At 40.0% G+C, this 20,825-nt stretch carries 16 protein-coding genes; 9 read left to right on the top strand and 7 right to left on the bottom strand.

Annotated features, from left to right (window positions below; genetic code table 11):
• Positions 1-26: 26 nt before the first annotated feature.
• Positions 27-974: an alpha-E domain-containing protein gene (locus Q0X72_RS02635; protein ID WP_297761652.1), complete on the bottom strand. Its 948-nt coding sequence runs from the start codon at positions 972-974 to the stop codon at positions 27-29.
• A 7-nt stretch (positions 975-981) separates the two neighbouring features.
• Positions 982-2,442 carry a circularly permuted type 2 ATP-grasp protein gene (locus Q0X72_RS02630; protein ID WP_297761649.1) on the bottom strand — a complete coding sequence of 487 codons (1,461 nt, stop codon included), beginning with the start codon at positions 2,440-2,442 and terminating at the stop codon, positions 982-984.
• A gap of 191 nt (positions 2,443-2,633) precedes the next feature.
• Here Q0X72_RS02630 and Q0X72_RS02625 point away from each other — a divergent pair, with 191 nt between their 5' ends.
• Positions 2,634-5,027 (top strand): zinc-dependent metalloprotease, encoded by a 2,394-nt coding sequence (locus tag Q0X72_RS02625; RefSeq protein ID WP_297761646.1) that lies wholly within the window; start codon positions 2,634-2,636, stop codon positions 5,025-5,027.
• Between the two features lie 17 nt (positions 5,028-5,044).
• Positions 5,045-6,076, top strand: a complete 1,032-nt coding sequence (locus Q0X72_RS02620) for a low specificity L-threonine aldolase (RefSeq protein ID WP_297761644.1) — start codon at positions 5,045-5,047, stop codon at positions 6,074-6,076.
• Here Q0X72_RS02620 and Q0X72_RS02615 read toward each other — a convergent pair.
• The gene (locus tag Q0X72_RS02615) at positions 6,062-6,385 is read right to left on the bottom strand and encodes a YegP family protein (RefSeq protein WP_297761641.1); all 324 of its coding nucleotides are present in this window, start codon (positions 6,383-6,385) and stop codon (positions 6,062-6,064) included. The genes Q0X72_RS02620 and Q0X72_RS02615 overlap by 15 nt on opposite strands.
• Positions 6,386-6,440: 55 nt before the next feature.
• The gene (locus Q0X72_RS02610) at positions 6,441-6,767 is read right to left on the bottom strand and encodes a YbaB/EbfC family nucleoid-associated protein (protein ID WP_297761638.1); all 327 of its coding nucleotides are present in this window, start codon (positions 6,765-6,767) and stop codon (positions 6,441-6,443) included.
• A 137-nt stretch (positions 6,768-6,904) separates the two neighbouring features.
• Here Q0X72_RS02610 and Q0X72_RS02605 point away from each other — a divergent pair, with 137 nt between their 5' ends.
• From Q0X72_RS02605 to Q0X72_RS02595, 3 genes are all read left to right on the top strand, one after another.
• Positions 6,905-8,965 (top strand): S9 family peptidase, encoded by a 2,061-nt coding sequence (locus tag Q0X72_RS02605; RefSeq protein WP_297761635.1) that lies wholly within the window; start codon positions 6,905-6,907, stop codon positions 8,963-8,965.
• Positions 8,966-9,030: 65 nt separating this feature from the next.
• Positions 9,031-10,071 (top strand): PLP-dependent cysteine synthase family protein, encoded by a 1,041-nt coding sequence (locus tag Q0X72_RS02600; protein ID WP_297761632.1) that lies wholly within the window; start codon positions 9,031-9,033, stop codon positions 10,069-10,071.
• Between the two features lie 124 nt (positions 10,072-10,195).
• Positions 10,196-11,455 carry an aminotransferase class I/II-fold pyridoxal phosphate-dependent enzyme gene (locus Q0X72_RS02595; protein WP_297761629.1) on the top strand — a complete coding sequence of 420 codons (1,260 nt, stop codon included), beginning with the start codon at positions 10,196-10,198 and terminating at the stop codon, positions 11,453-11,455.
• Between the two features lie 23 nt (positions 11,456-11,478).
• On the opposite strand, the gene Q0X72_RS02590 is transcribed toward Q0X72_RS02595, so the two are convergent.
• Together Q0X72_RS02590 and Q0X72_RS02585 are read right to left on the bottom strand one after the other, a co-directional pair.
• Entirely contained in the window at positions 11,479-12,597 is a 1,119-nt protein-coding gene (locus tag Q0X72_RS02590; RefSeq protein WP_297761626.1) for a GTP cyclohydrolase, read from the bottom strand.
• Positions 12,598-12,707: 110 nt separating this feature from the next.
• Positions 12,708-13,742: a transporter gene (locus Q0X72_RS02585; RefSeq protein ID WP_297761623.1), complete on the bottom strand. Its 1,035-nt coding sequence runs from the start codon at positions 13,740-13,742 to the stop codon at positions 12,708-12,710.
• An 87-nt stretch (positions 13,743-13,829) separates the two neighbouring features.
• On the opposite strand from Q0X72_RS02585, the gene Q0X72_RS02580 reads away from it, so the two are divergent.
• Genes Q0X72_RS02580 through Q0X72_RS02565 form a run of 4 tightly spaced genes read left to right on the top strand, consistent with a single transcriptional unit; the run spans position 13,830 to position 19,276 of the window.
• On the top strand, positions 13,830-14,093 hold the full coding sequence (locus tag Q0X72_RS02580; protein ID WP_297761620.1) for a DUF4834 family protein: 264 nt from the start codon (positions 13,830-13,832) through the stop codon (positions 14,091-14,093).
• 19 nt (positions 14,094-14,112) lie between these two features.
• Positions 14,113-16,551 carry a YfhO family protein gene (locus tag Q0X72_RS02575; protein WP_297761617.1) on the top strand — a complete coding sequence of 813 codons (2,439 nt, stop codon included), beginning with the start codon at positions 14,113-14,115 and terminating at the stop codon, positions 16,549-16,551.
• The gene (locus Q0X72_RS02570; RefSeq protein WP_297761614.1) at positions 16,548-17,819 is read left to right on the top strand and encodes a glycosyltransferase family 4 protein; all 1,272 of its coding nucleotides are present in this window, start codon (positions 16,548-16,550) and stop codon (positions 17,817-17,819) included. The genes Q0X72_RS02575 and Q0X72_RS02570 overlap by 4 nt, the downstream gene beginning before the upstream one ends.
• Positions 17,819-19,276 carry a lipopolysaccharide biosynthesis protein gene (locus Q0X72_RS02565; protein WP_297761612.1) on the top strand — a complete coding sequence of 486 codons (1,458 nt, stop codon included), beginning with the start codon at positions 17,819-17,821 and terminating at the stop codon, positions 19,274-19,276. The genes Q0X72_RS02570 and Q0X72_RS02565 overlap by 1 nt, the downstream gene beginning before the upstream one ends.
• A gap of 113 nt (positions 19,277-19,389) precedes the next feature.
• Here the strand turns inward: Q0X72_RS02565 and Q0X72_RS02560 are convergent, their stop codons facing one another.
• Positions 19,390-20,616, bottom strand: coding sequence for a hypothetical protein (locus tag Q0X72_RS02560; RefSeq protein ID WP_297761609.1), 1,227 nt, complete (start codon positions 20,614-20,616; stop codon positions 19,390-19,392).
• Between the last annotated feature and the right edge of the window lie 209 nt (positions 20,617-20,825).

The raw sequence follows: 20,825 nt of genomic DNA, 5'->3' as shown, positions 1-20,825 counted from the left end.
GTGGGGACTAAAGGAGACTAGCCCGTTTAATAATGAAAGAATTCGTTTTCCATTTTATTGCCAATATCGGCTAAATTCTTTAACATGGCTTCAATGTATTCTTTAATATTGCCTTCGATCTCTTCTACATATTTATATTGGTATTCGGCACGTACGCGTCCCACTAAAAAAGCAGTTGAATCCTTATCATATTTAAAGGAATTATCCAATACTCTGATATGTGTATAGATCTGGTTAAAACTATTCATCATGGACCTGGGGCAGTTTGGGTTTAAGATCAGGAATTCCAGCGTCGTTAAACTCGTGGGTGTTTTTTTGTAAAATCGACGCATCATGTCATAAGATTCCGCGCATTTAAGAAGGGTGGTCCATTCAAAACTTTTGCTGAATTTATCGCCGTAACTGCCCTGCGCATTTAGTGCATCGTGGTATTTGGCATTGATGATACGGATGAGCTGATTGGCCCTTTCCAGATTAACACCAAGCATAATAATTGCATATACCTCATCGTGCAATAGCGTACTTCTAATCCTTCCCCTTAAAATGGACGACATCTCAATGATATTGATACAGAAGTCGTACAACCCTTTTTTTAAAAAGTGTTGCTCCGGATATTTAAGGACAAAATGGTAGAACTTGTTAATAGACTCATATAGGTCAGTAGAGATCAGATCACGGGCACTGTTCGCATTTTCCCGGGCATACTTAACGTTGCTTAGAATAGAGAAGGGATGTGCAGGATCTAAAGCCAGTTTAAAAAGGACCTCTTCCTCATTAAGGACTTCATTTTCCTTGGCCTCAGGATCGCCTATCATCCGCAACATTGAATTTAGGACGAACTGTCTCGATCTGGAAAGTTCATTGGGCGCATCCAGGGAAGAAAAGTAATTAACATGCATATATCGCGCAATGTGTTCGGAACGTTCAATATAACGTCCCATCCAAAAAAGATTGTTGGCTACTCTTGCTAGCATATTATAATTATTTTAATACCCAGGTGTCTTTGGACCCACCACCCTGAGAAGAATTAACGATAAGATTTCCTTTTTTAAGGGCAACACGGGTTAGACCACCTTTGAGGACAAAATCCTTATCCTTTCCTAATATTGTAAACGTTCTGAGATCTACATGGCGTTGCTCAAATGAATTTGTTTCATCGATATAGGTGGGATGAACAGATAAGGACATGATGGGTTGAGCCACATATTTTCTGGGATGTTCCTGTATTTGTTTTTTAACGGTGGCTATTTCTTTCTTTGTAAGCCTGTTTCCAATTGAAATACCATATCCTCCGGCTTCATCCACGGGTTTTATAACCAATTCATGAATATGGTCTAACACATAGGCCAATTCCTTTGGCCTGCTGCAATGATAGGTATGCACATTGTTCAGGATAGGCGTTTCATCCAAATAGTATTTAATGATCTCCGGCATATAGGTATATACGGCCTTATCATCAGCAACCCCTGTACCCGGGGCATTGGCCAGGGTTACATTTCCTTTTTTGTAGGCCGAAAACAAACCCGGAACGCCTAAAGACGAATCTGCCCTAAATTCTAAGGGATCTAAGAACTGATCATCAATTCGCCTGTAAATGATATCAACTTTTTCAGGGCCTTTTATAGTTCGCATATAAACAAAATCGTTTTCCACAAAAAGATCGCGCCCTTCTACCAATTCAACACCCATGGTCTTTGCCAGGTACGAATGTTCATAAAAGGCCGAATTGTACATTCCGGGTGTGATAACCACGGTATTGGGAACGTCAGCTCCATGGGGTTTCACAGATTCTAAAAGATCGAGTAGGTTTTCGGCATAATTGGTGACCGTATGTGTTTCGTAATGATTGAAAACACCAAACAGAGCTCGCTTAAGGGCGGTACGATTACATATTACATAACTGACACCAGAAGGGCATCTGATGTTATCCTCCAGCACATAGTATTTGCCATCGTTGTGTTTTATGATATCTGTCCCCGAAATATGGTTGTAGATTCCGCCGGGCGGATCAACATCCATCATCTGATGCAGATAGTTTTCTGAAGAACTGATCAACTCTAGAGGAACAACCCCTTGCTTTAAGATCTTTTTTTCATGATATATATCCCAGAGAAAAAGATTTAAGGCCCTGCTCCGTTGAATAGCGCCTTTTTCAATGATCTCCCATTCTTTGCCATCGATAATTCGCGGAAAAAGATCGAAAGGAAAGATCTTTTCCTGCATCTGTTTATCATCATATACCTGAAAAGTGATCCCTTGATTAAAGAAGGAAGATCTCGCTTTTTCATTTAAGGTCATATAATCGGGGATAGAATGCCCGCCATACAATTGGAAAAGTGTTTTATACACCTCTTTTACCTGCCCCTTTTTGTCATAAATCTCATCAAAAAGTGACGGATCTCGTTGGTAGGAAGAAAATATAGTGCTGTCTTCTTTAGGCATCGGAAATTCTTTGGTTCAATATAGCAGATTTAATATGAAATAGGAACAGGAATGTAACAATTATTCAATGGTAATATTGCTAATTTACTAAGCGTTGGTTTCTCGTTTTGAGAAAAGCATAAACAGGAATTTGTATCTGTGGCGGTGATGGTTCATTCTATTTAATTAAATTTAGCCCCTAAACTTTGGATATGAAATTAATTTTACCGGTTGTAGCGTATTTTTTCTGTTTTGTCGGCTTTGGGCAATTTGCTGAGAAAAGTAAGGATTTTGCAAAATATGAAGGTTTGTATTCATTTTATTATGATGCTAAGAATGACAAGATCTTTTTGGAAGTAAAAGAGCTGGAAAAAGAATTTCTGTATGTGTATTCCCTCAGTAGTGGAATTGGAAGTAATGATATAGGTTTGGATAGAGGACAGCTTGGAAATGAGCAGGTTGTATATTTTAAGAAGGCTGGAAATAAACTTTTATTGATACAGCCCAATCTGAAGTACAGAGCCCTTACGGAGAACACCTTGGAGAAGAGATCTGTAGAGCAGGCCTTTGCTAAATCCATTCTTTTTGGCTTTAAGATAGAAGAGGAAAAGGATGGCAGATATATTATAGATATTACCGATTTTTTAATGCAGGATGCACATGGAGTATCAGAACGATTAAAACGAACCAATCAGGGCACTTACAGCCTCGATACCTCTAAAAGTGCATTCGATCTATCCCGGACAAGGGCCTTTCCAAAAAATATAGAATTCGATCTTATGCTGACCTTTAAAGGAGATCCGAAAGGAGGCAATATTAGATCGGTTTCGCCTAACCCCGAACTTGTAACGGTCTCACAACACCATTCATTTATTGAATTGCCCGATAACGGCTATAAAATGAGGGTATTTGACCCCCGTTCAGGATCGTATCCCTTTGAGTACTATGATTATGCAACTCCGGTAGAGGAATCGCTTGTAAAAAGATTTGTTACCCGTCACCGTCTGGAAAAGAAGGATCCCAATGCAGCTATAAGTGAAGCTAAAGAACCTATTATATATTACCTGGATAACGGTACGCCAGAACCTGTGCGTTCAGCCTTGCTCGATGGCGGCCAATGGTGGAACCAAGCGTTTGAAGCCATAGGATACAAAGATGCTTTCCAGCTTAAAATGCTTCCGGATGATGCAGATCCTCTGGATGTTAGATATAATGTAATTCAATGGGTGCACCGCTCTACCAGGGGCTGGAGTTACGGCAGCAGCATTACCGACCCAAGAACCGGTGAGATCATCAAAGGCCATGTAAGTCTTGGCAGTTTAAGGATCAGACAAGATTTTCTGATCGCCCAAGCTCTTATGAACAAACCTTTTGCAGAAGGCGATGACAATATCCAGCCTATGTTAGAATTAGCCCTTGCTCGCATCAGACAACTTTCGGCACATGAAATTGGACATACACTTGGCTTTGCCCATAATTTTGCCGCCAGCACAAATAACAGGGCCTCGGTGATGGATTACCCCCATCCGTATATAACTCTTACTAATGGGGCTATCGATTTTTCTCAAGCCTATGATGCAAGTATTGGGGATTGGGACAAAACTACTGTGGCCTATTCGTATGCCGATTTTCCGCAGGGTACTTCAGAAAAAGCCGGACTAAACAGCATCCTGGAAAATGCTCAAAAACAGGGGCTGCGATATATTTCAGATCAAGATGCGCGCCCTATGGGCAGTGCCCATGTTCTGGGACATTTATGGGACAACGGAAGTAGCGCAAGTGAAGAATTAGACAGAATGCTTACCCTTAGGGCTAAGGCCATTGACAACTTCAGTATTGATAACATCCGTACCGGAGAGGCCCATTCAGTTTTGGAAGATGTTTTTGTCCCTTTGTATTTCTTTCACCGATACCAAACAGAAGCGGCAACAAAATCTATCGGCGGACTCAATTATAATTACGCGGTGAAAGGTGACGGACAGCCGGTGATAGCCACCATGCCGGTAAAAGACCAGAAAAAGGCACTAAGTAGTATTTTTAAGACCTTAGATGCCGCAGAAATTGCTATTCCTTCGGATAAGTTAGGCTTATTTCCACCGAGGGCAATAGGCTTTAATAGGACACGTGAATCATTTAACGGAAAAACCGGAGTTTCTTTTGATGCCCTTTCGGCACCCGAAACAGCGGCAGACATGACCTTAGGGTTCTTGTTACATCCGGAAAGAGCATCACGGCTTATTCAGCAAAAAAGTTTGGAACCTGATCAATTGGGTCTAAAAGAAGTAATTAGAGATCTGGAAGAAAACACTTTGATGAAGACTCATAAGGATCCCTATATAATGCAGGTTCAGCGTACTATCAATTATCGTGTCCTGTTTCATATTATGAACCTTGCGGCTCATAAAGAGGTGCATCCACAGGTCAATGCGATTGCCAATGACGTACTCAGAAATCTTAAATCTAAATATATGAGTTCTTCGGATGCCGACTTAAAAGAAATGGCAAGAAGGATCGTGATCTTTATGGAGGAACCAGACGAGTTTAAAGTAATTGCCGCCCCTAAGTTACCAGACGGGTCACCAATAGGTATGGATTGTACGAATTAAGAATGTAAGTTAGCGCTATGGAAATCAATCTTATTAGTGACACCGTTACAAAGCCTTCGCCGGGAATGCTAAAGGCCATGATGACCGCCAAAGTGGGGGATGATGTCTTTAAGGCAGATCCGTCTGTCAATGCCCTGGAAGAAAAAGTAGCTACTCTTTTTGGGATGGAAGCCGCCTTGTTTTTTCCCAGTGGTACCATGACCAATCAGACCGCCATAAAACTGCATACCAATCCGGGAGATCAGCTCATTTGTGATAAATATGCCCATGTCTACAATTATGAAGGGGGCGGAGTAAGTTTCAATAGCGGTGTTTCATGTAAGTTAGTGGACGGGGAACGAGGCATGATGAAGGCTTCCCAGGTTGAAGCTGCTATTAATCCACCTGACTTTTACCATAGTCCTCTTACCTCTCTGGTGTGTATAGAGAACACAACCAATAAAGGTGGTGGAGCTTGTTGGGATTTTGAGGAATTAATAGCGATCCGTAAAGTATGTGATGCTTATGGCTTGGGGTATCATCTGGATGGCGCACGACTTTGGAATGCCCTGGTTGCTAAAGGAGAAGATCCCAAAACTTATGGAGCCCTTTTTGATACCATAAGTGTCTGTCTGAGTAAGGGTCTGGGTTGCCCGGTAGGCTCTGTATTGGTGGGAAAGAAGAAGTATTTGGATAATGCGTTGCGAATTAGAAAAATACTGGGCGGTGGAATGAGGCAGGCCGGATTTCTTGCAGCTGCCGGGATCTATGCCCTGGATCATCAATTTGAACGTCTGGCTGAAGATCATCTCAAAGCCATTGAATTAGGGAAACAACTAGAAAAACTCTCGTTTGTTAAGAAAGTTGAGCCTATAGAAACGAATATCATCATCTTCGAAATTAATGAGGAAAAATGGACGACGGATGAATTTCTGGAAGCATTATCTAAAAAGAATATTCAGATCATAGGAATGGGTCAGGGGAAGCTGCGTATGGTGACACATATGGATTACACAGGGGATATGCATACCCATACTTTAAAAATAATAGCTTCTTTAGAGGGACTTTGATCGGCTTAAGAATGAGATCCTTTTACGCACGTTGGTGATCCCATTTTCCATCCCGGCTTCTGATGTATATGTGTTACTAGAACCTATAATGCTGCCACTTGTATCTTTAAGTGTAAAGTGAAATTTGCCATTATGATCGGTTTTTCTTTCAAAAACAGAAGGTTTTTTCATTAAAGGAGACAGTTTCTTTACGGTCGTATCCAGCTCTTTTTTAGTTGGAAATTGAATACTTTGCAGCAAAGCATTTCCTTCTCCGGATGTTACAACGAAGCGATAACTGTTATTTTTCTCTTTTTTTATATCGATCATAGCTAATTTTCGAATCTATACTTTCTTAGTGTAATAGTTTATAATCCCTGGAGTCTTATTTTAAAAAGGAATCCATCCCAGGAATATTGGGCATCCCTTCTTTTGCCACTGCGGCTAATTCTGCCTCTTGTATGGCTGTAGCTTTAGCTATGGCCTTGTTTAGTGTAAGGATCAGGTAGTCCTCTAATTGTTCTTTGTCTTCGAGAAGGCTATCATCTATTTGAATAGATTTTATCTCCCGATTTGCCGTTAATGAAACCTTCAACATGCCGTCTCCGGAATTTTCATCAACCAAAACAGAATTTAACCTTTTCTTGGTTGCTTCCACCTTCGCTTGCGTTTCCTTAAGCTTTCCCATCATACCCATTAAATCTCCAAACATAATTTTAGATTTACGTTCCTCAAATTTACTAAATTGCCGCGATTCCTAAACAAAGCATGATGCATATATCGAAAAAGACCCTGATTCTCTTATTTAGTATTATTTTTGCCGTTTCTTGCCAAAACCAAAATAACGAAATGATCGCAGTTAGTACACCGATAGCGAAGAAGATACCTAAGCAGCTTGAAATACATGGAGATGTGCGTGTAGATGATTACTACTGGCTCAATAACCGGGAAAATCCTGAGGTTATTTCATATCTGAAACAAGAAAACGAATACTATCAGGCCAAAACTGCTCACACAAAAGAATTTCAGGAAAATCTTTTTCAGGAAATGAAGGCAAGGATCAAGGAAGATGATTCGTCCGTACCTTATAAGCGTAATGGATATTGGTATATAACGCGTTATGAAACGGGAAAGGAATACCCAATTTATTCCAGGAAAAAAGAGGTTCTTGAAGCAGAAGAAGAGATCATGTTCAATGTGAATCTTATGGCAGAAGAACATGAATACTATAGTCTAAATGGGATATCCATTAGCCCTGATAATACATTGGCTTCCTTTGGAACTGATACTATAGCCAGGCGTCAGTATGTAATACAGATCAAAAATCTTGCGACAGGGGAATTATTTGAAGATAAGATAGACAATACTACCGGGGGTTCTATTTGGGCCAATGACAACAAAACATTTTTTTATACCAAAAAGGATCCGGTTACACTGCGTTCGAATAAGATCTATAAGCATGTGCTGGGCACCTCATCTGAAGATGATGAACTTGTTTTCCACGAAACGGATGAAACCTTCAATACATATGTGTATAAAACTAAATCAAAGAAATATATCATCATAGGGTCTAACAGTACCCTAACTTCGGAATATCGGATACTATCTGCAGACGATCCCAATGGTACATTTGCTATTTTTTCGCCTAGAACAAGGGGATTGGAATATTCAATCTACCATTTTGGAAAAGATTTTTATGTGTTGACCAACAAAGACGGAGCAACCAATTTTAAATTGATGAAAACCTCCGAAAATGCAACCTCATCAGAGAACTGGAAGGAATATTTGGCCCATAGAGAAGATGTTTTGCTCGAGGATATTGAGATATTTAAGGAGTATTTAGTGATCTCAGAAAGAGATAATGGGTTGAACAAAATGAAGATTACCCGCTGGGATGGGAAGGCTTCCTATTATTTGCCTTTCACCAGTGAGACCTATGTTGCCTTTCCATATGTAAATCTGGATTATGATACGGAAACTTTGAGGTATTTGTACAATTCGATGACAGCTCCTTATTCTATTATTGATTTTGACATGCGTACAAAGGAGAAGACTGTACTCAAGCAATTAGAAGTGCTTGGTGGGCAATTTAAAGAGGAAAACTATAGATCAGAAAGACTTTGGGCAACCGCTCGTGATGGAGCAAAGATTCCAATCTCTTTGGTATATCATAAGAATACAAAATTGGATGGAAGCAGCCCATTGCTTCAATATGCATATGGCTCTTATGGTGCCACTATAGATCCCAATTTTTCTTCAGCACGCTTAAGTCTTTTGGATAGAGGGTTTATATATGCAATCGCCCATATTAGGGGAGGAGAGTACCTGGGAAGGCCCTGGTATGAAAACGGAAAGTTGCTCAATAAAAAGAATACTTTTACCGACTTTATAGATTGTTCCAAACACTTAATCGAACAGAAATATACGAGCTCGGATCACCTCTATGCCTGGGGTGGATCTGCAGGGGGATTATTGATAGGAGCTGTTGTAAATATGGCACCGGAACTTTATCATGGGGTCATTGCCGCTGTGCCTTTCGTAGATGTGGTGACCACAATGCTAGACGATTCCATTCCCTTGACAACCGGAGAATACGATGAATGGGGAAATCCGAATGAAAAAGCCTATTACGATTATATGCTCTCATATTCTCCCTACGATAATGTAAAGGCGCAAGCCTATCCTAACATGTATGTTTCAACAGGACTGCATGATTCGCAGGTGCAATATTGGGAGCCGGCTAAATGGGTAGCAAAGCTTAGAGAGTTAAAAACAGATCAGAACCTTCTTTATTTAAATACTAATATGGATGCCGGGCATGGTGGTGCTTCGGGCAGATTTGAAGCCCTGAGAGAGACGGCAAAGGAGTATGCTTTTATTCTTGATTTAGCGGGAAAAGAGCATTTATAAAAAAAAAGTAGTAATTTTGCCCCTGAATTACCGTTTATAGTTAGGTATTTCAAGAACCAAACCATATGGAACAATCGATTAACGCCCATAACTCTATCCTTGATCTTATTGGAAATACCCCACTGGTGAAGTTGAATACTATCACTAAAGATCTATCGGGGAATTTTTATGCCAAGATAGAAGCTTTTAATCCGGGTCATTCTGCCAAAGACAGAATAGCAGCTCATATCATTGAAGAGGCAGAACGCAAAGGGATCTTAAAGAAGGGCAGTACAATTATTGAGACTACTTCAGGGAATACTGGCTTTAGTATTGCCATGGTGAGTATCGTTAAAGGCTATGACTGCATTCTTGCTGTAAGCTCCAAATCATCTCAGGATAAGATAGACATGCTTCGGTCAATGGGAGCTCAAGTATATGTATGTCCGGCACATGTTAGCGCAGATGATCCACGATCTTATTATGAGGTAGCCAAACGTCTGCATCAGGAAACAGAAAATTCTATCTATATCAATCAATACTTCAATGAATTGAACATTGAAGCACATTACCACACAACAGGACCCGAAATTTGGAATCAAACGAATGGTCTGATCACACATTTGATAGCGTGCAGCGGTACTGGAGGAACCATTTCTGGAACAGCTCGTTATTTAAAAGAGCAAAATCCGAATATCCGGGTTATAGGAGTAGATGCCTATGGCTCTGTACTAAAAAAATATCATGAAACCGGAAAGATAGATGCTAATGAGATCTATCCCTACCGCATTGAAGGCTTGGGTAAAAATCTTATCCCGGATGCAACAGATTTTAAGATCATCGATGAGTTTGTTAAGGTAACGGATAAAGACAGTGCTCACACAGCCAGAGCTATTGCGCGTACTGAAGGTATTTTTGCCGGGTACACTTCCGGAGCTGTCATACAAGCTGTTAAACAACTAGATGCTCTAGGGGAGTTTGATAAGAATAGCAATATAGTGGTCATTTTTCCAGATCATGGCTCTCGTTATATGAGTAAAGTTTACAGTGACAAATGGATGGAAGCACAAGGCTTTATGGATGAGGTAAAAGTATCTCAGGAAAAAAAGCTGGAGGTCGTAAAATAAGGATCCTACCGAACAATAAAATGCGGGCAGCGATTTAAAATTCGCTGCCTTTTTTTGTGCCATTAAATTATTTTATGATTCGTGGTCAAAAATCCATAGTTTTGCACAAACCAAACACGGTTAAATGAGAGATCTATTTGACAGGATTATTGAAAATAAAGGCCCTCTAGGAAGATGGGCTTCACAGGCTGAGGGATACTTTGTATTTCCAAAATTGGAAGGCCCTATTTCTAACCGAATGAAATTTCAGGGGAAAGAGGTCATCACCTGGAGTATTAATGATTATCTGGGGTTAGCAAACCTGCCAGAGATCAAAAAGGTAGACGGAGAAGCGGCCCTGGAATACGGTGCAGCATATCCTATGGGTGCCAGAATGATGAGCGGACACACCGTTTATCACGAACAATTAGAAAAGGAATTGGCCTCTTTTGTCGATAAAGAATCTTCCTATCTTTTAAATTTCGGATACCAGGGTATAATGTCTGCAATAGACGCTTTGGTCTCTAAGGATGATATCATTGTTTACGATGTGGATTCTCATGCCTGTATCATTGATGGGGTTCGTTTGCATATGGGGAAACGGTTCACATTTAAGCATAATGACATAGATAGCCTGGAAAAGAACCTGGAACGTGCTACTAAAATGGCAGAACAAACCGGAGGGGGTATTTTGGTTATCTCGGAAGGTGTCTTTGGCATGAGGGGAGAACAAGGAAAATTAAAAGAGATTGTAGCCCTTAAAAAGAAATTCAACTTCAGACTTCTTGTAGATGATGCCCACGGATTTGGTACATTAGGAAAAACAGGAGCAGGAGCAGGAGAAGAGCAAGGCGTGCAGGACGAAATAGATGTCTATTTTGCCACCTTTGCTAAATCCCTGGCAGGAATTGGGGCTTTCTTAGCTGCAGATAAGGAGATCATAGATTACTTAAAATACAATTTGAGATCTCAGATGTTTGCAAAGTCCTTACCCATGATCTACGTAAAAGGGGCTTTAAAACGCCTCGATATGCTTAGAACCATGCCAGAACTTAAAGAAAAACTCTGGGAGAATGTAGATGCTCTTCAGGAAGGACTTAAAGAAAGAGGTTTTGACATAGGTACCACTTCCAGTTGTGTTACGCCGGTCTATCTTAACGGAAGTATTCCTGAGGCCATGGCGCTTGTAAAAGATCTTAGAGAAAACTATGGTATTTTTTGTTCTATAGTGGTATACCCCGTAATTCCTAAAGGATTGATCCTATTACGAATGATCCCAACAGCCACACATACGCTTGAAGACATTTCCATAACCCTGGACGCGTTTTCAGCCATTCGGGAAAGATTGGAAAACGGCACTTACAAAAGGCTCTCAGCTGCAGTAGCTGCGGCTATGGGTGAATAGCTCAAGACCGATTTAAGCTGTTTTTAGAGCATTTTCTTATAGGTATTTCGCCTTTTATAGATGACGGGGTCAAAATGCTTCCACAGTTGTCTAATTGCAATATTATCCTCTAATTCGGGTGTTCTATAACAGGTTTCAACCTGTTTGATCTTAAAGGTTTCGTAGTATTCATTGAAAATAATGGAGGTTACCGCTTTATTCTGATATTCAGGAAGTATCCCGATAAGATAGAAAATAACATCCTTATTGTGTTTTCTGGCTCTTAGCAAATGAAATATACCAAAAGGGAAGAGTTTTCCTTTTGCTTTTTGCAATGCTTCAGAAAATGAGGGCATCACAATGGCAAAGGCGATAAGTTTATCCGAACTGTCTACAATAAACTTTATATACTCCGGATTAATAAAGCGTATGTACTTCTTTTTAAAATGGGCCTTTTGAATGGGCGTAATAGGGACAAAAGAAGATAGTTTTGCATAGGTCTCATTAAATAGATCGAACATCTGATCTACCCAGGGCATAATTTCCGAGGTCTTGGTAAAATTCATTTCCCTAAGTCCGTAGCGTTTCTTGATCAGAACGTGTAATTTTTTAAAGAGGGCCGGATCCACATTGCTGTTGGGAAATTTATTTTCCACGAACCCTTTTTCTTTTACAAAGCCCAGCCGTTCGTAATGTGCCTGATAATATGAATAATTGTACCAGGTGATCATAGTTCCAATATGGTCAAAACCTTCTACTAAAACGCCCACTTTGTCCAGATTTGAAAATCCTACCGGACCTTCCATATATTCCATCTGATGGACCACGGCTAATTCCTGCACCTTGGTGATTAAAGCATCTGTAACGTCCGGATCATCGATAAAATCGAACCATCCGAACCTCATTTTCCGTAGTTTTTGCTGATTTACTTCAATCCAGTTGATCATAGCAACTACTCTGCCAACGATCTCTCCATCTTTATAGGCAAGAAAAAACCAGGCATCTGCATTTTCAAAAACAGGATTTTTGGATTTGTCAAAGGAATCCATTTCTCCTTTGATCAAAGGTGGTACCCAATAGGGTGAATCTTTGTACAATGAAAAAGGAAAGGTTACGAATTTTTTTAGATCAGACTTATTTTCAGCCTGTTTTATAGTTACCATGTTACCTGCTTTACGTGCTCAATATTAGGAATTATTGACCACAGAATAAAGACTTGGAGTCACTTTATGCAGGGATAGTAAGAACTAGGGGGTAAAGAGCCTCGGTAGGATTAATTTTTCTTGCGTTTGGCCTTACGCTCCAGTTTCCTCATTTTTTTCTTTGAAATACCCGGCAAGCTATTATCAGTATCTTTTTTAAACGCATTCTTTTTGATAAAATCACCATTTTCACCAGATCTTTGATCATCAATGGATTTGATCTCGTCCTGATGAAAATCTACCCTGTAGGATAAGCCAAGCGCCCCAAAGATCCTACTTGGAGTACTTTTAATACTGCCACCTACATTTATATCTGCCTGGAAGCTCTTATTGAACAGATGGGCAATACCGGTCCTAAAAAGGATGTCTGCATATCGATCGCTTTTAATACCCTGATTCTCTATAAAAACACTCCATTTAGGATTTTTAAAGGCGTGGGACAGAGATATTAGATACTCCATCTCCGGAAAATCAGTGCCTATTCTATCGTAAATAAGATTTGTGATCAATACCAATCTGGAGGTGACACTACTTTGAGTGGCAATCATGGCACGGGGAGCTACTATTGGATCTTCCGGATAGAACGGATTATCACCCAAGTTAAAAGTTGCTCCTGCATATACTGAAATGGCCGGGACCAGATCTTTAAGTTGAAACTTGTTGTTAGCTCGCCAGCTATACAAATTTGGTTTTGTACGATCCGGGTTTTTGTAAGGATCATACAATAGGTATTTTATACCCAGTCTATTCCTTGAGAAATCAGTTCTTTTTTCGTTCAGATCAAAAGCGGTATACGTTATATCTTGTTGTACGTAGGTCCCTTCATAAGTAATCTCCAACATTTCACGAAAAAAACCGTATCTGAGTGCAAGATCGGCACCCATTAAGGTCGATTCCTGAGAAAGATCCACATGTTCCCTTTGCTCATAAAGAAAACCCATTTCAGCTTGGATTACTCCTTTCCCAACGGCATAAGCACTTACAGAGAGTCCGGGTCTATTCGAATTTATAACATCGGTATATTGACTTGTCCCCAGAAAAGGAAGCGCAGAACATAGAAAAATGAGATAAAATGGAACAGGATAGGTTTTTAAGCATGCATTCATTAGGCGCTATTTTATTAAACTTTTAAGACATTTGTGCTGCTATTACAACGTTGGAATTGTACTTTTGATATAAATAGTAAATAAAATATGGGTTTTTTAAAGACACTATTGATCATCATTTTGGTGTACTACCTTCTCAAGTTAATTGGAAGATGGTTGGCACCAAAGGTTTTCAATTATGCGGCGAAAAAGACTGAAAGGCACTTCAGAGATGTCTTCGAGCAAGCAAATATGGGTGGAAACAATAGTGAACAGAGAGTTCACGACCAACATAATTCAAAAAAAGCAAACGATTCTTCAGGATCCTCGAAACAAGTAGGGGAGTACATAGATTTTGAGGAAATAGAATAATTTAAGTATTAAGCTTTCAATGAAGGGTATCTCCAAAGAATTTTTCACCCACTTTTTTGTCCTCACTTTTTTTGTGGTAGTAGCCTTGGCCTATTTCCACCCTGTCTTGCAGGGAAAAGTAATAGAACAATCAGACATTATCCAGTACACCGGGATGGCCAAGGAGCAAAACGACTTTAGGGAGTCGAACAAAACAGAACCTTACTGGACCAATGGTGCCTTTGGTGGAATGCCCACCTATCAGCTTGGAGCAAATTATCCTCATAATTATGTAAAAAAATTGGATCGGGTGTTGCGATTCCTTCCGCGACCGGCAGATTACTTATTTCTTTATTTCCTTGGCTTCTATATTCTTTTGTGTTGTATGAAGATCGATTACAGGCTAGCTGTTTTAGGGGCACTCGCCTTTGGTTTTTCTACCTATTTGATCATAATCCTTGGTGTTGGACATAATGCAAAGGCACATGCCATAGCCTATCTCCCAATGATCTTGGGCGGTATCTTCTTAACCTTCAGAAAGCAATATTTTTGGGGCTTTATACTTACCGCTGTTGCCATGGCACTGGAGATCAATGCCAACCATTATCAAATGACCTACTACTTTATGCTGTTGGTGCTTGTAATGGGATTGGTACTGCTGATAGACGCCATTAAACATAGGACAATAGCCGCTTATTTGAGCGCTATAGGAATATTGATCATGGCAGTAGTGCTGGGAATAGCTGTGAATGCTACAGCCCTTATGGCAACAAAGGAATATGCAGACTGGAGCACCAGGGGAACTTCAGAATTGACCATAAATCCGGATGGCTCTCCCAAAGAACAATTAATAGGGCTCGATAAAGAATATATCACACAATATAGCTATGGAATAGTAGAATCCTTAGATCTATTTGTGCCCAGAATGTTTGGTGGCTCTAATAGCGAGGACCTTGGCGCAAAGTCCAAAGCATACGAGTATTTGACTAATCAGGGACTGCCCAGGTCACAGGCTTTAGAGTTTTCAAGAGGGCTTCCTCTGTATTGGGGTGAGCAACCCGGGGTGGCCGGGCCTGCCTATGTTGGGGCGATATTAATATTCCTTTTTATAATGGGTCTTTTTTTGGTAAAAGAAAAAACCAAATGGTGGTTGTTAGGGGGGGTATTGCTATCACTTTTGCTCTCCTGGGGCAAGAATTTTGGTATTCTGACCGATTTTATGATCGATTATTTTCCGTTGTATAATAAATTTAGGGCGGTTTCTTCCATACAGGTTGTGCTGGAATTATGTGTTCCCATTCTGGCTATTTTGGGACTTTCAGCCTTGCTTAATAAAGAAGTTTCAGCTGCTCAAAAGTTAAGGGCATTAAAGTTATCGGTATTTATTACGGGTGGACTAGGCGTTGCCATTTTATTATTAAAGGGAATGTTCGATTTTAACGGACTTAATGATGGTGCCTATCTGCGTTATTTTGGAGATGAGGTGTTGGCTATGATCAAAAGAGACAGAGAAGCCGTCTATCTTAATGACAGCTTCCGATCTATCATCTATGTTATTCTTGCAGCAGCAGCACTTTGGCTATTTATCAAAACAAAAATAAGTAAGTCTATAATGGTCCTTATCCTTGGCTTATTGATCTGCTTAGATCTTGTTGGAGTTGCCCTTCGTTATGTAAATACAGACGATTTTGTGTCGAGAAGAATGATGAATCAGCCATTTCAGGAAACGTCCGTTGATAAACAGATCATTACAGACACCACTGTATACCGCGTGTACGATAGCTCTGAGGGCCTTAATGGTGCCAGGACCTCATATTTCCACAAGTCAATAGGTGGATACCATGCGGCTAAACCAGCTGTTATTCAAGATCTTTTTGATTATCACATTTATAAAAACAACAGACAGGTACTCAATATGCTGAATGTAAAGTACGTACTACAGCAAAATGAGGAAGGAAAGCGCGTAGCTTCCATCAATCCTGAGGCTAACGGCAGTGCATGGTTCGTTGCGCTCCTGCTTCCTGTTAGCTCCGCCAATGAGGAGATCATGGCCTTGGATAGTTTAGATCTAAGCAGCCAGGCAGTTGTTAATACTCAAGATTTTCCTTTGATCAATCAATTCAGATTCCAGGTAGATTCTACATCTAACGTATCCCTGCAAAATTACCAGCCTAACAAGCTCCTGTATAAAACCTCTAATGATCATGATGGGGTAGTGGTCTTCTCAGAATTGTATTACTCAAATGGGTGGAATGCCTATTTAGATGGCCAAAAAGTTCCTCATTTCCGCGTAAATTATGGCTTAAGAGCGCTAAAGATACCCGCTGGAAAACATGAGATACAATTTGCCTTTGAACCCGAAGTGGTTGCTCAGGGAAGTACTATTTCTTTGGCGAGCTCTTTGCTTTTGGCAGTGATTTTTATAGGAGGAGGTTTTTTCACGTTTTGGAGACGTAGGAAAATGAAACGACAAACATGAAAAAGGTACTCATCGTGACCTATTATTGGCCCCCGGCGGGAGGACCGGGAGTTCAGCGATGGCTAAATTTTATCAAGTTTTTACCGGAAAACGGAGTAGAACCTATCCTATACATACCAAAAGATCCACATTATCCAATAAAAGATAACAGTTTAATAAAAGAGGTTCCTGAAGGGCTAACCATCTATCAAAATGCTATTTGGGAACCTTATAAGCTGGCTTCGTTAATTTCAAGTAATAAAACAAGTCGAATAAGTTCGGGGATCATTAAGTCTAAAAAGCAATCTTTATTAGAGCGCATATTTCTATGGGTACGGGGTAATTTCTTTATTCCCGATGCTCGTACATTTTGGGTTAAACCATCCATTCAATTCTTGACAGATATCATTGACAAAGAACAAATTCAGACTGTGATCACTTCCGGTCCGCCTCATAGCCTGCACCTTATAGGGATGGGGTTAAAACAGCGTAAAGCAGTTAAATGGATAGCCGATTTCCGGGATCCATGGACCTCCATAGGCTACCATAAGGAACTGAGATTAACCATGCGTTCTCAAAAGAAACACAAGGCTTTAGAACACAATGTGCTCAATGAGGCAGATGAGATCATTGTGACCAGTAAGACCACTAAACAAGAATTCAGTGCCATTACTAAGAGACCAATAACGGTTATTACAAATGGGTTCAATACAGACTTTGATGGTAGGGCGGAACTCGATACTGATTTCACTATTTCTCACATTGGCTCTCTCTTGTCTGAAAGGAACCCGAAAGTACTCTGGCGTGTTTTGTCAGAATTAACAAAGGAACATCCAAACTTTAAAAAAGTATTGCAAATACAGCTCGTAGGTGTGGTAAGTGAGGACGTGATAAAGGATATCAACGAACACCACTTAGGAAGTGCAGTAAAGGTGTTGCCATATCTTCCCCATGAAGAGGCTCTAAAAGCTCAACAAAGTTCTCAGGTCTTGTTATTGGCTGAGATCAACTCTGAGCAGACCAAAGGGATCATTCCAGGGAAATTATTTGAATATTTGGCAGCCAGACGTCCTATATTGGCGATTGGTCCTGCCGGATGGGAGGCAGGAGACCTGGTACGGGACACCGGGGCCGGAATGGTATTTACATATGAAAATGAAAAAGAGCTCAAAGAAACCATTTGGAAATGGTTTGAAGCCTACAAAAATAAATCACTTGTAATACCAGTATCCGGTATTGAAAAGTTTAGCAGAAAGGAATTGACCAAAAAATTAGCAGCGCAACTATAATGGGAATTGTATTTAAACAGTCATTGAGCAATATGGTCATTACCTATATAGGTTTTGCTATTGGGGCCATCAATACGCTGTTTCTCTATGCCCGTTTTCTAACGGACACCTATTATGGCCTTGTGGGGGTAATCTTGGCTACCTCGGCCATCCTGATGCCCGTTTTAGCCCTTGGAGTACCAAATACCATGATCAAGTTTTTTAGCGGGTACACAGAGAAAAAATCGCAAGATGGGTTTCTTGCCTTTATGTTGGTATTGCCGCTTGTTTTAATTATTCCTATTGGATTGTTCAGCTATATAGCGAATGATACTATTGGCAACTTCATAGGGCAACGTAATTTGATCGTGAAGGACTACGTTTGGCACATTTTCCTTATTGCCATGGCGATGGCCTATTTTGAGATCTTTTATTCCTGGTCTCGTATCCATATGAGATCCGTTTTTGGAAATTTCATGAAAGAGATCTTTACCAGGGTAGGGGTGATGTTGTTGCTTTTTGGTGTTTATGCGAATTATATCTCTATTGACACATTCTTAAAGGCCCTTGTTGGTGTTTATCTTTTGAGAACACTAATCATGAAAATTTATGCGTATTGGCTTAGGATGCCTTCTTTAAATTTAAAGGTTCCTCATAATTTCAGAACTATCCTTACGTATAGTTTTCTGATCATATTAGGAGGTTCTACTGCGGTGATTTTGTTGGAGGTCGATAAATTTATGATCAACCAGTTTATTGAAATTGAGAAAGTTGCCTATTATACTGTAGCCGTATTTATTGCCACAGTGATCTCCGTGCCCTCACGTGCGATGCATCAGATAACCTATCCCATGACTGCGGCTCTTTTAAATCAAAAAGACAAAGAAGGTTTAGGGGTCCTGTACCACAAAAGTTCCCTCACACTTTTTATCATCTCAGGCCTTATTTTTGTGCTGATCCTTTTAAATCTGGGAGATCTCTATCTTCTCCTTCCTGAAAATTACCGGGGCGGATTTAACATTGTCCTGCTGATCGGGTTGGCGAAGTTGTTCGATGCCATGTTGGGGAATAACAATGCCATTCTTTACAATTCTGATCACTATAGGGCCATCTTGTTTCTGGGGGTTTTTCTTGCTATTTGTACCATCCTTTTTAACTGGTATCTTATTCCCAGGATTGGGATAGAGGGGGCTGCACTTGCTACTTTTATTGCTGTTTTTATCTATAATCTTTTAAAACTACTCTATGTAAAGCAAAAATTAGATCTTCAGCCATTTACGAAAGAAACATTTAAGGTGATCTTTCTCTTACTTGTGGTTTGTGCTATTTTCTATGCCTTACAATTCCCTTTTCATCCCTTGGTCAATATTGCGCTAAAAAGTCTCTTGATCATTGCGATGTACATAGCGGTTCTTTATCGTTTTAAAATATCGGAAGATGTTTTTGGTGTCTTGTCAAAATATTTAGGGCCAAAATAATGTAATTGGAAAGCTTACTTTTTTTAAATTTAACTGTGGAGTAGTACAAATAAAAACCCCGCAGGGACGAATCCACCGCGGGGCTTACCAACTAACCAACCTAAAAAACTATCTTATTGTACTCTTCTGCTTCTGCTTCGAGTTACATTGGTCTTACTTGCAGATCTTGACGTTGCTTTAGGACCACTTCTTTTTATACTTGTTGTCTTGCGACTAGCAGTTGTTCTCTGCGCACGCTCGGGACGTTTGGTAGCAGCCTTACTTCTGCTTACGACATTTTTGCTTGGCGTACGTACCACTTTTCTTTGCGTGACTGCTTTTCTGACATTACTTCTACCATTGGTTCCTGAGGATTTCCTTTTCACCTGTGTAGACTTTGTACCTCTTGCCTGAGTACTAGATCTGTTACCATCAATACTTCTGTAAGATCTTTTACTATCTACGCTTCTGTTAGATCTTTTACTATCTATACTTCTGTTAGATCGCATGGTTTCAGTCCTGGAGGCAGTTCTGCCATTACTAGCTACTTTATTGCTACGACCGCTTTTAGTATCCCTCAGTTGTCCATTGTCGCGTCTACCTTTAGTATCACGAAACTGTCTATCATTACGGGCATACCCATCATTCCTTCTGCTGTTATTATTTCTGGCTACCACACGGTTGTCGTTACGATAGACCCTATTTCTCTCATTCCTGTTATTATATCTATAGCGCTTTCCTACCTTGGCATAGGCTCTTCTATAGTTATTGTGATAAGGCCTGTAATAAGTATAGCGTAACGGGGCATAATACCTTCTGTAAGGGTTGTTATACACCAGACAAAATCCAAGGGCAGGTCTCGCAAAATAAGAGTGATATGGGTTGTAGGTATAATACCTGTTGTACACATTTATATATCCATTGAATCTGCTGAATAGACCTCTATTGTTATAGTGTACATACAAGCCACCAACACGTCTTAGCCTGCCGTTGTTATACCAAACATTGATTCCACCTATTTGAGAAACACGACCGTAATAGTCATAGTATATAGGTACATTCTCTACCTGGATCACGGCTCCATAGTCATCATACTGAACGAAAGGACTATAGTCAAATCCTGAATTGAAGGTTACATTGGCTCTGCCACGGTTGAAGTTGGCACCAATATTTACCTGGTTGTCAATATAAAAATCGAACTCACCATCGCGATAAACAGAAAAGGTAATTCCATTTTCCACAAAGATCACGGAGTTATTATAGCGAAACACATTGCTGATAGCAACGTTTTCTTCCAAGGTCGTGGCCCCTACTGAGCTACTCAGTGCAAAGGCTCCTAAAATGAGTAGTAGATTTTTCATGACACAAATTTTAAAAATTCAGAATGCAACTATTTACATTCCTCTTGGATATACCAAACAGCGTGCCAGAAAATAGAAATAGTTTATAACATATTGATATGCAGCATATTAAAAATATAATAAATTTTAAAAAGACACAATGAGTACTTAAAAGTGGAAGGATAGGTGCCGCCTAGAATATAAAAAAGGGATGCATTTCAATAATAGGC

This window comes from uncultured Muriicola sp., assembly GCF_947258935.1.
Lineage (GTDB): Bacteria > Bacteroidota > Bacteroidia > Flavobacteriales > Flavobacteriaceae > Muriicola.
The sequence above is the reverse complement of the archived record's forward strand: the minus strand, read 5'-3'. Positions and strand labels throughout refer to the sequence as shown.

Coding starts and splice junctions, on each gene's coding strand:
- Q0X72_RS02595 (WP_297761629.1), top strand. CDS start 10,196: ATGAGAGATCTATTTGACAGGATTATTGAAAATAAAGGCCCTCTAGGA.
- Q0X72_RS02600 (WP_297761632.1), top strand. CDS start 9,031: ATGGAACAATCGATTAACGCCCATAACTCTATCCTTGATCTTATTGGA.
- Q0X72_RS02575 (WP_297761617.1), top strand. CDS start 14,113: ATGAAGGGTATCTCCAAAGAATTTTTCACCCACTTTTTTGTCCTCACT.
- Q0X72_RS02560 (WP_297761609.1), bottom strand. CDS start 20,616: ATGAAAAATCTACTACTCATTTTAGGAGCCTTTGCACTGAGTAGCTCA.
- Q0X72_RS02605 (WP_297761635.1), top strand. CDS start 6,905: ATGATCGCAGTTAGTACACCGATAGCGAAGAAGATACCTAAGCAGCTT.
- Q0X72_RS02585 (WP_297761623.1), bottom strand. CDS start 13,742: ATGAATGCATGCTTAAAAACCTATCCTGTTCCATTTTATCTCATTTTT.
- Q0X72_RS02615 (WP_297761641.1), bottom strand. CDS start 6,385: ATGATCGATATAAAAAAAGAGAAAAATAACAGTTATCGCTTCGTTGTA.
- Q0X72_RS02630 (WP_297761649.1), bottom strand. CDS start 2,442: ATGCCTAAAGAAGACAGCACTATATTTTCTTCCTACCAACGAGATCCG.
- Q0X72_RS02590 (WP_297761626.1), bottom strand. CDS start 12,597: ATGGTAACTATAAAACAGGCTGAAAATAAGTCTGATCTAAAAAAATTC.
- Q0X72_RS02620 (WP_297761644.1), top strand. CDS start 5,045: ATGGAAATCAATCTTATTAGTGACACCGTTACAAAGCCTTCGCCGGGA.
- Q0X72_RS02570 (WP_297761614.1), top strand. CDS start 16,548: ATGAAAAAGGTACTCATCGTGACCTATTATTGGCCCCCGGCGGGAGGA.
- Q0X72_RS02610 (WP_297761638.1), bottom strand. CDS start 6,767: ATGTTTGGAGATTTAATGGGTATGATGGGAAAGCTTAAGGAAACGCAA.
- Q0X72_RS02580 (WP_297761620.1), top strand. CDS start 13,830: ATGGGTTTTTTAAAGACACTATTGATCATCATTTTGGTGTACTACCTT.
- Q0X72_RS02635 (WP_297761652.1), bottom strand. CDS start 974: ATGCTAGCAAGAGTAGCCAACAATCTTTTTTGGATGGGACGTTATATT.
- Q0X72_RS02625 (WP_297761646.1), top strand. CDS start 2,634: ATGAAATTAATTTTACCGGTTGTAGCGTATTTTTTCTGTTTTGTCGGC.
- Q0X72_RS02565 (WP_297761612.1), top strand. CDS start 17,819: ATGGGAATTGTATTTAAACAGTCATTGAGCAATATGGTCATTACCTAT.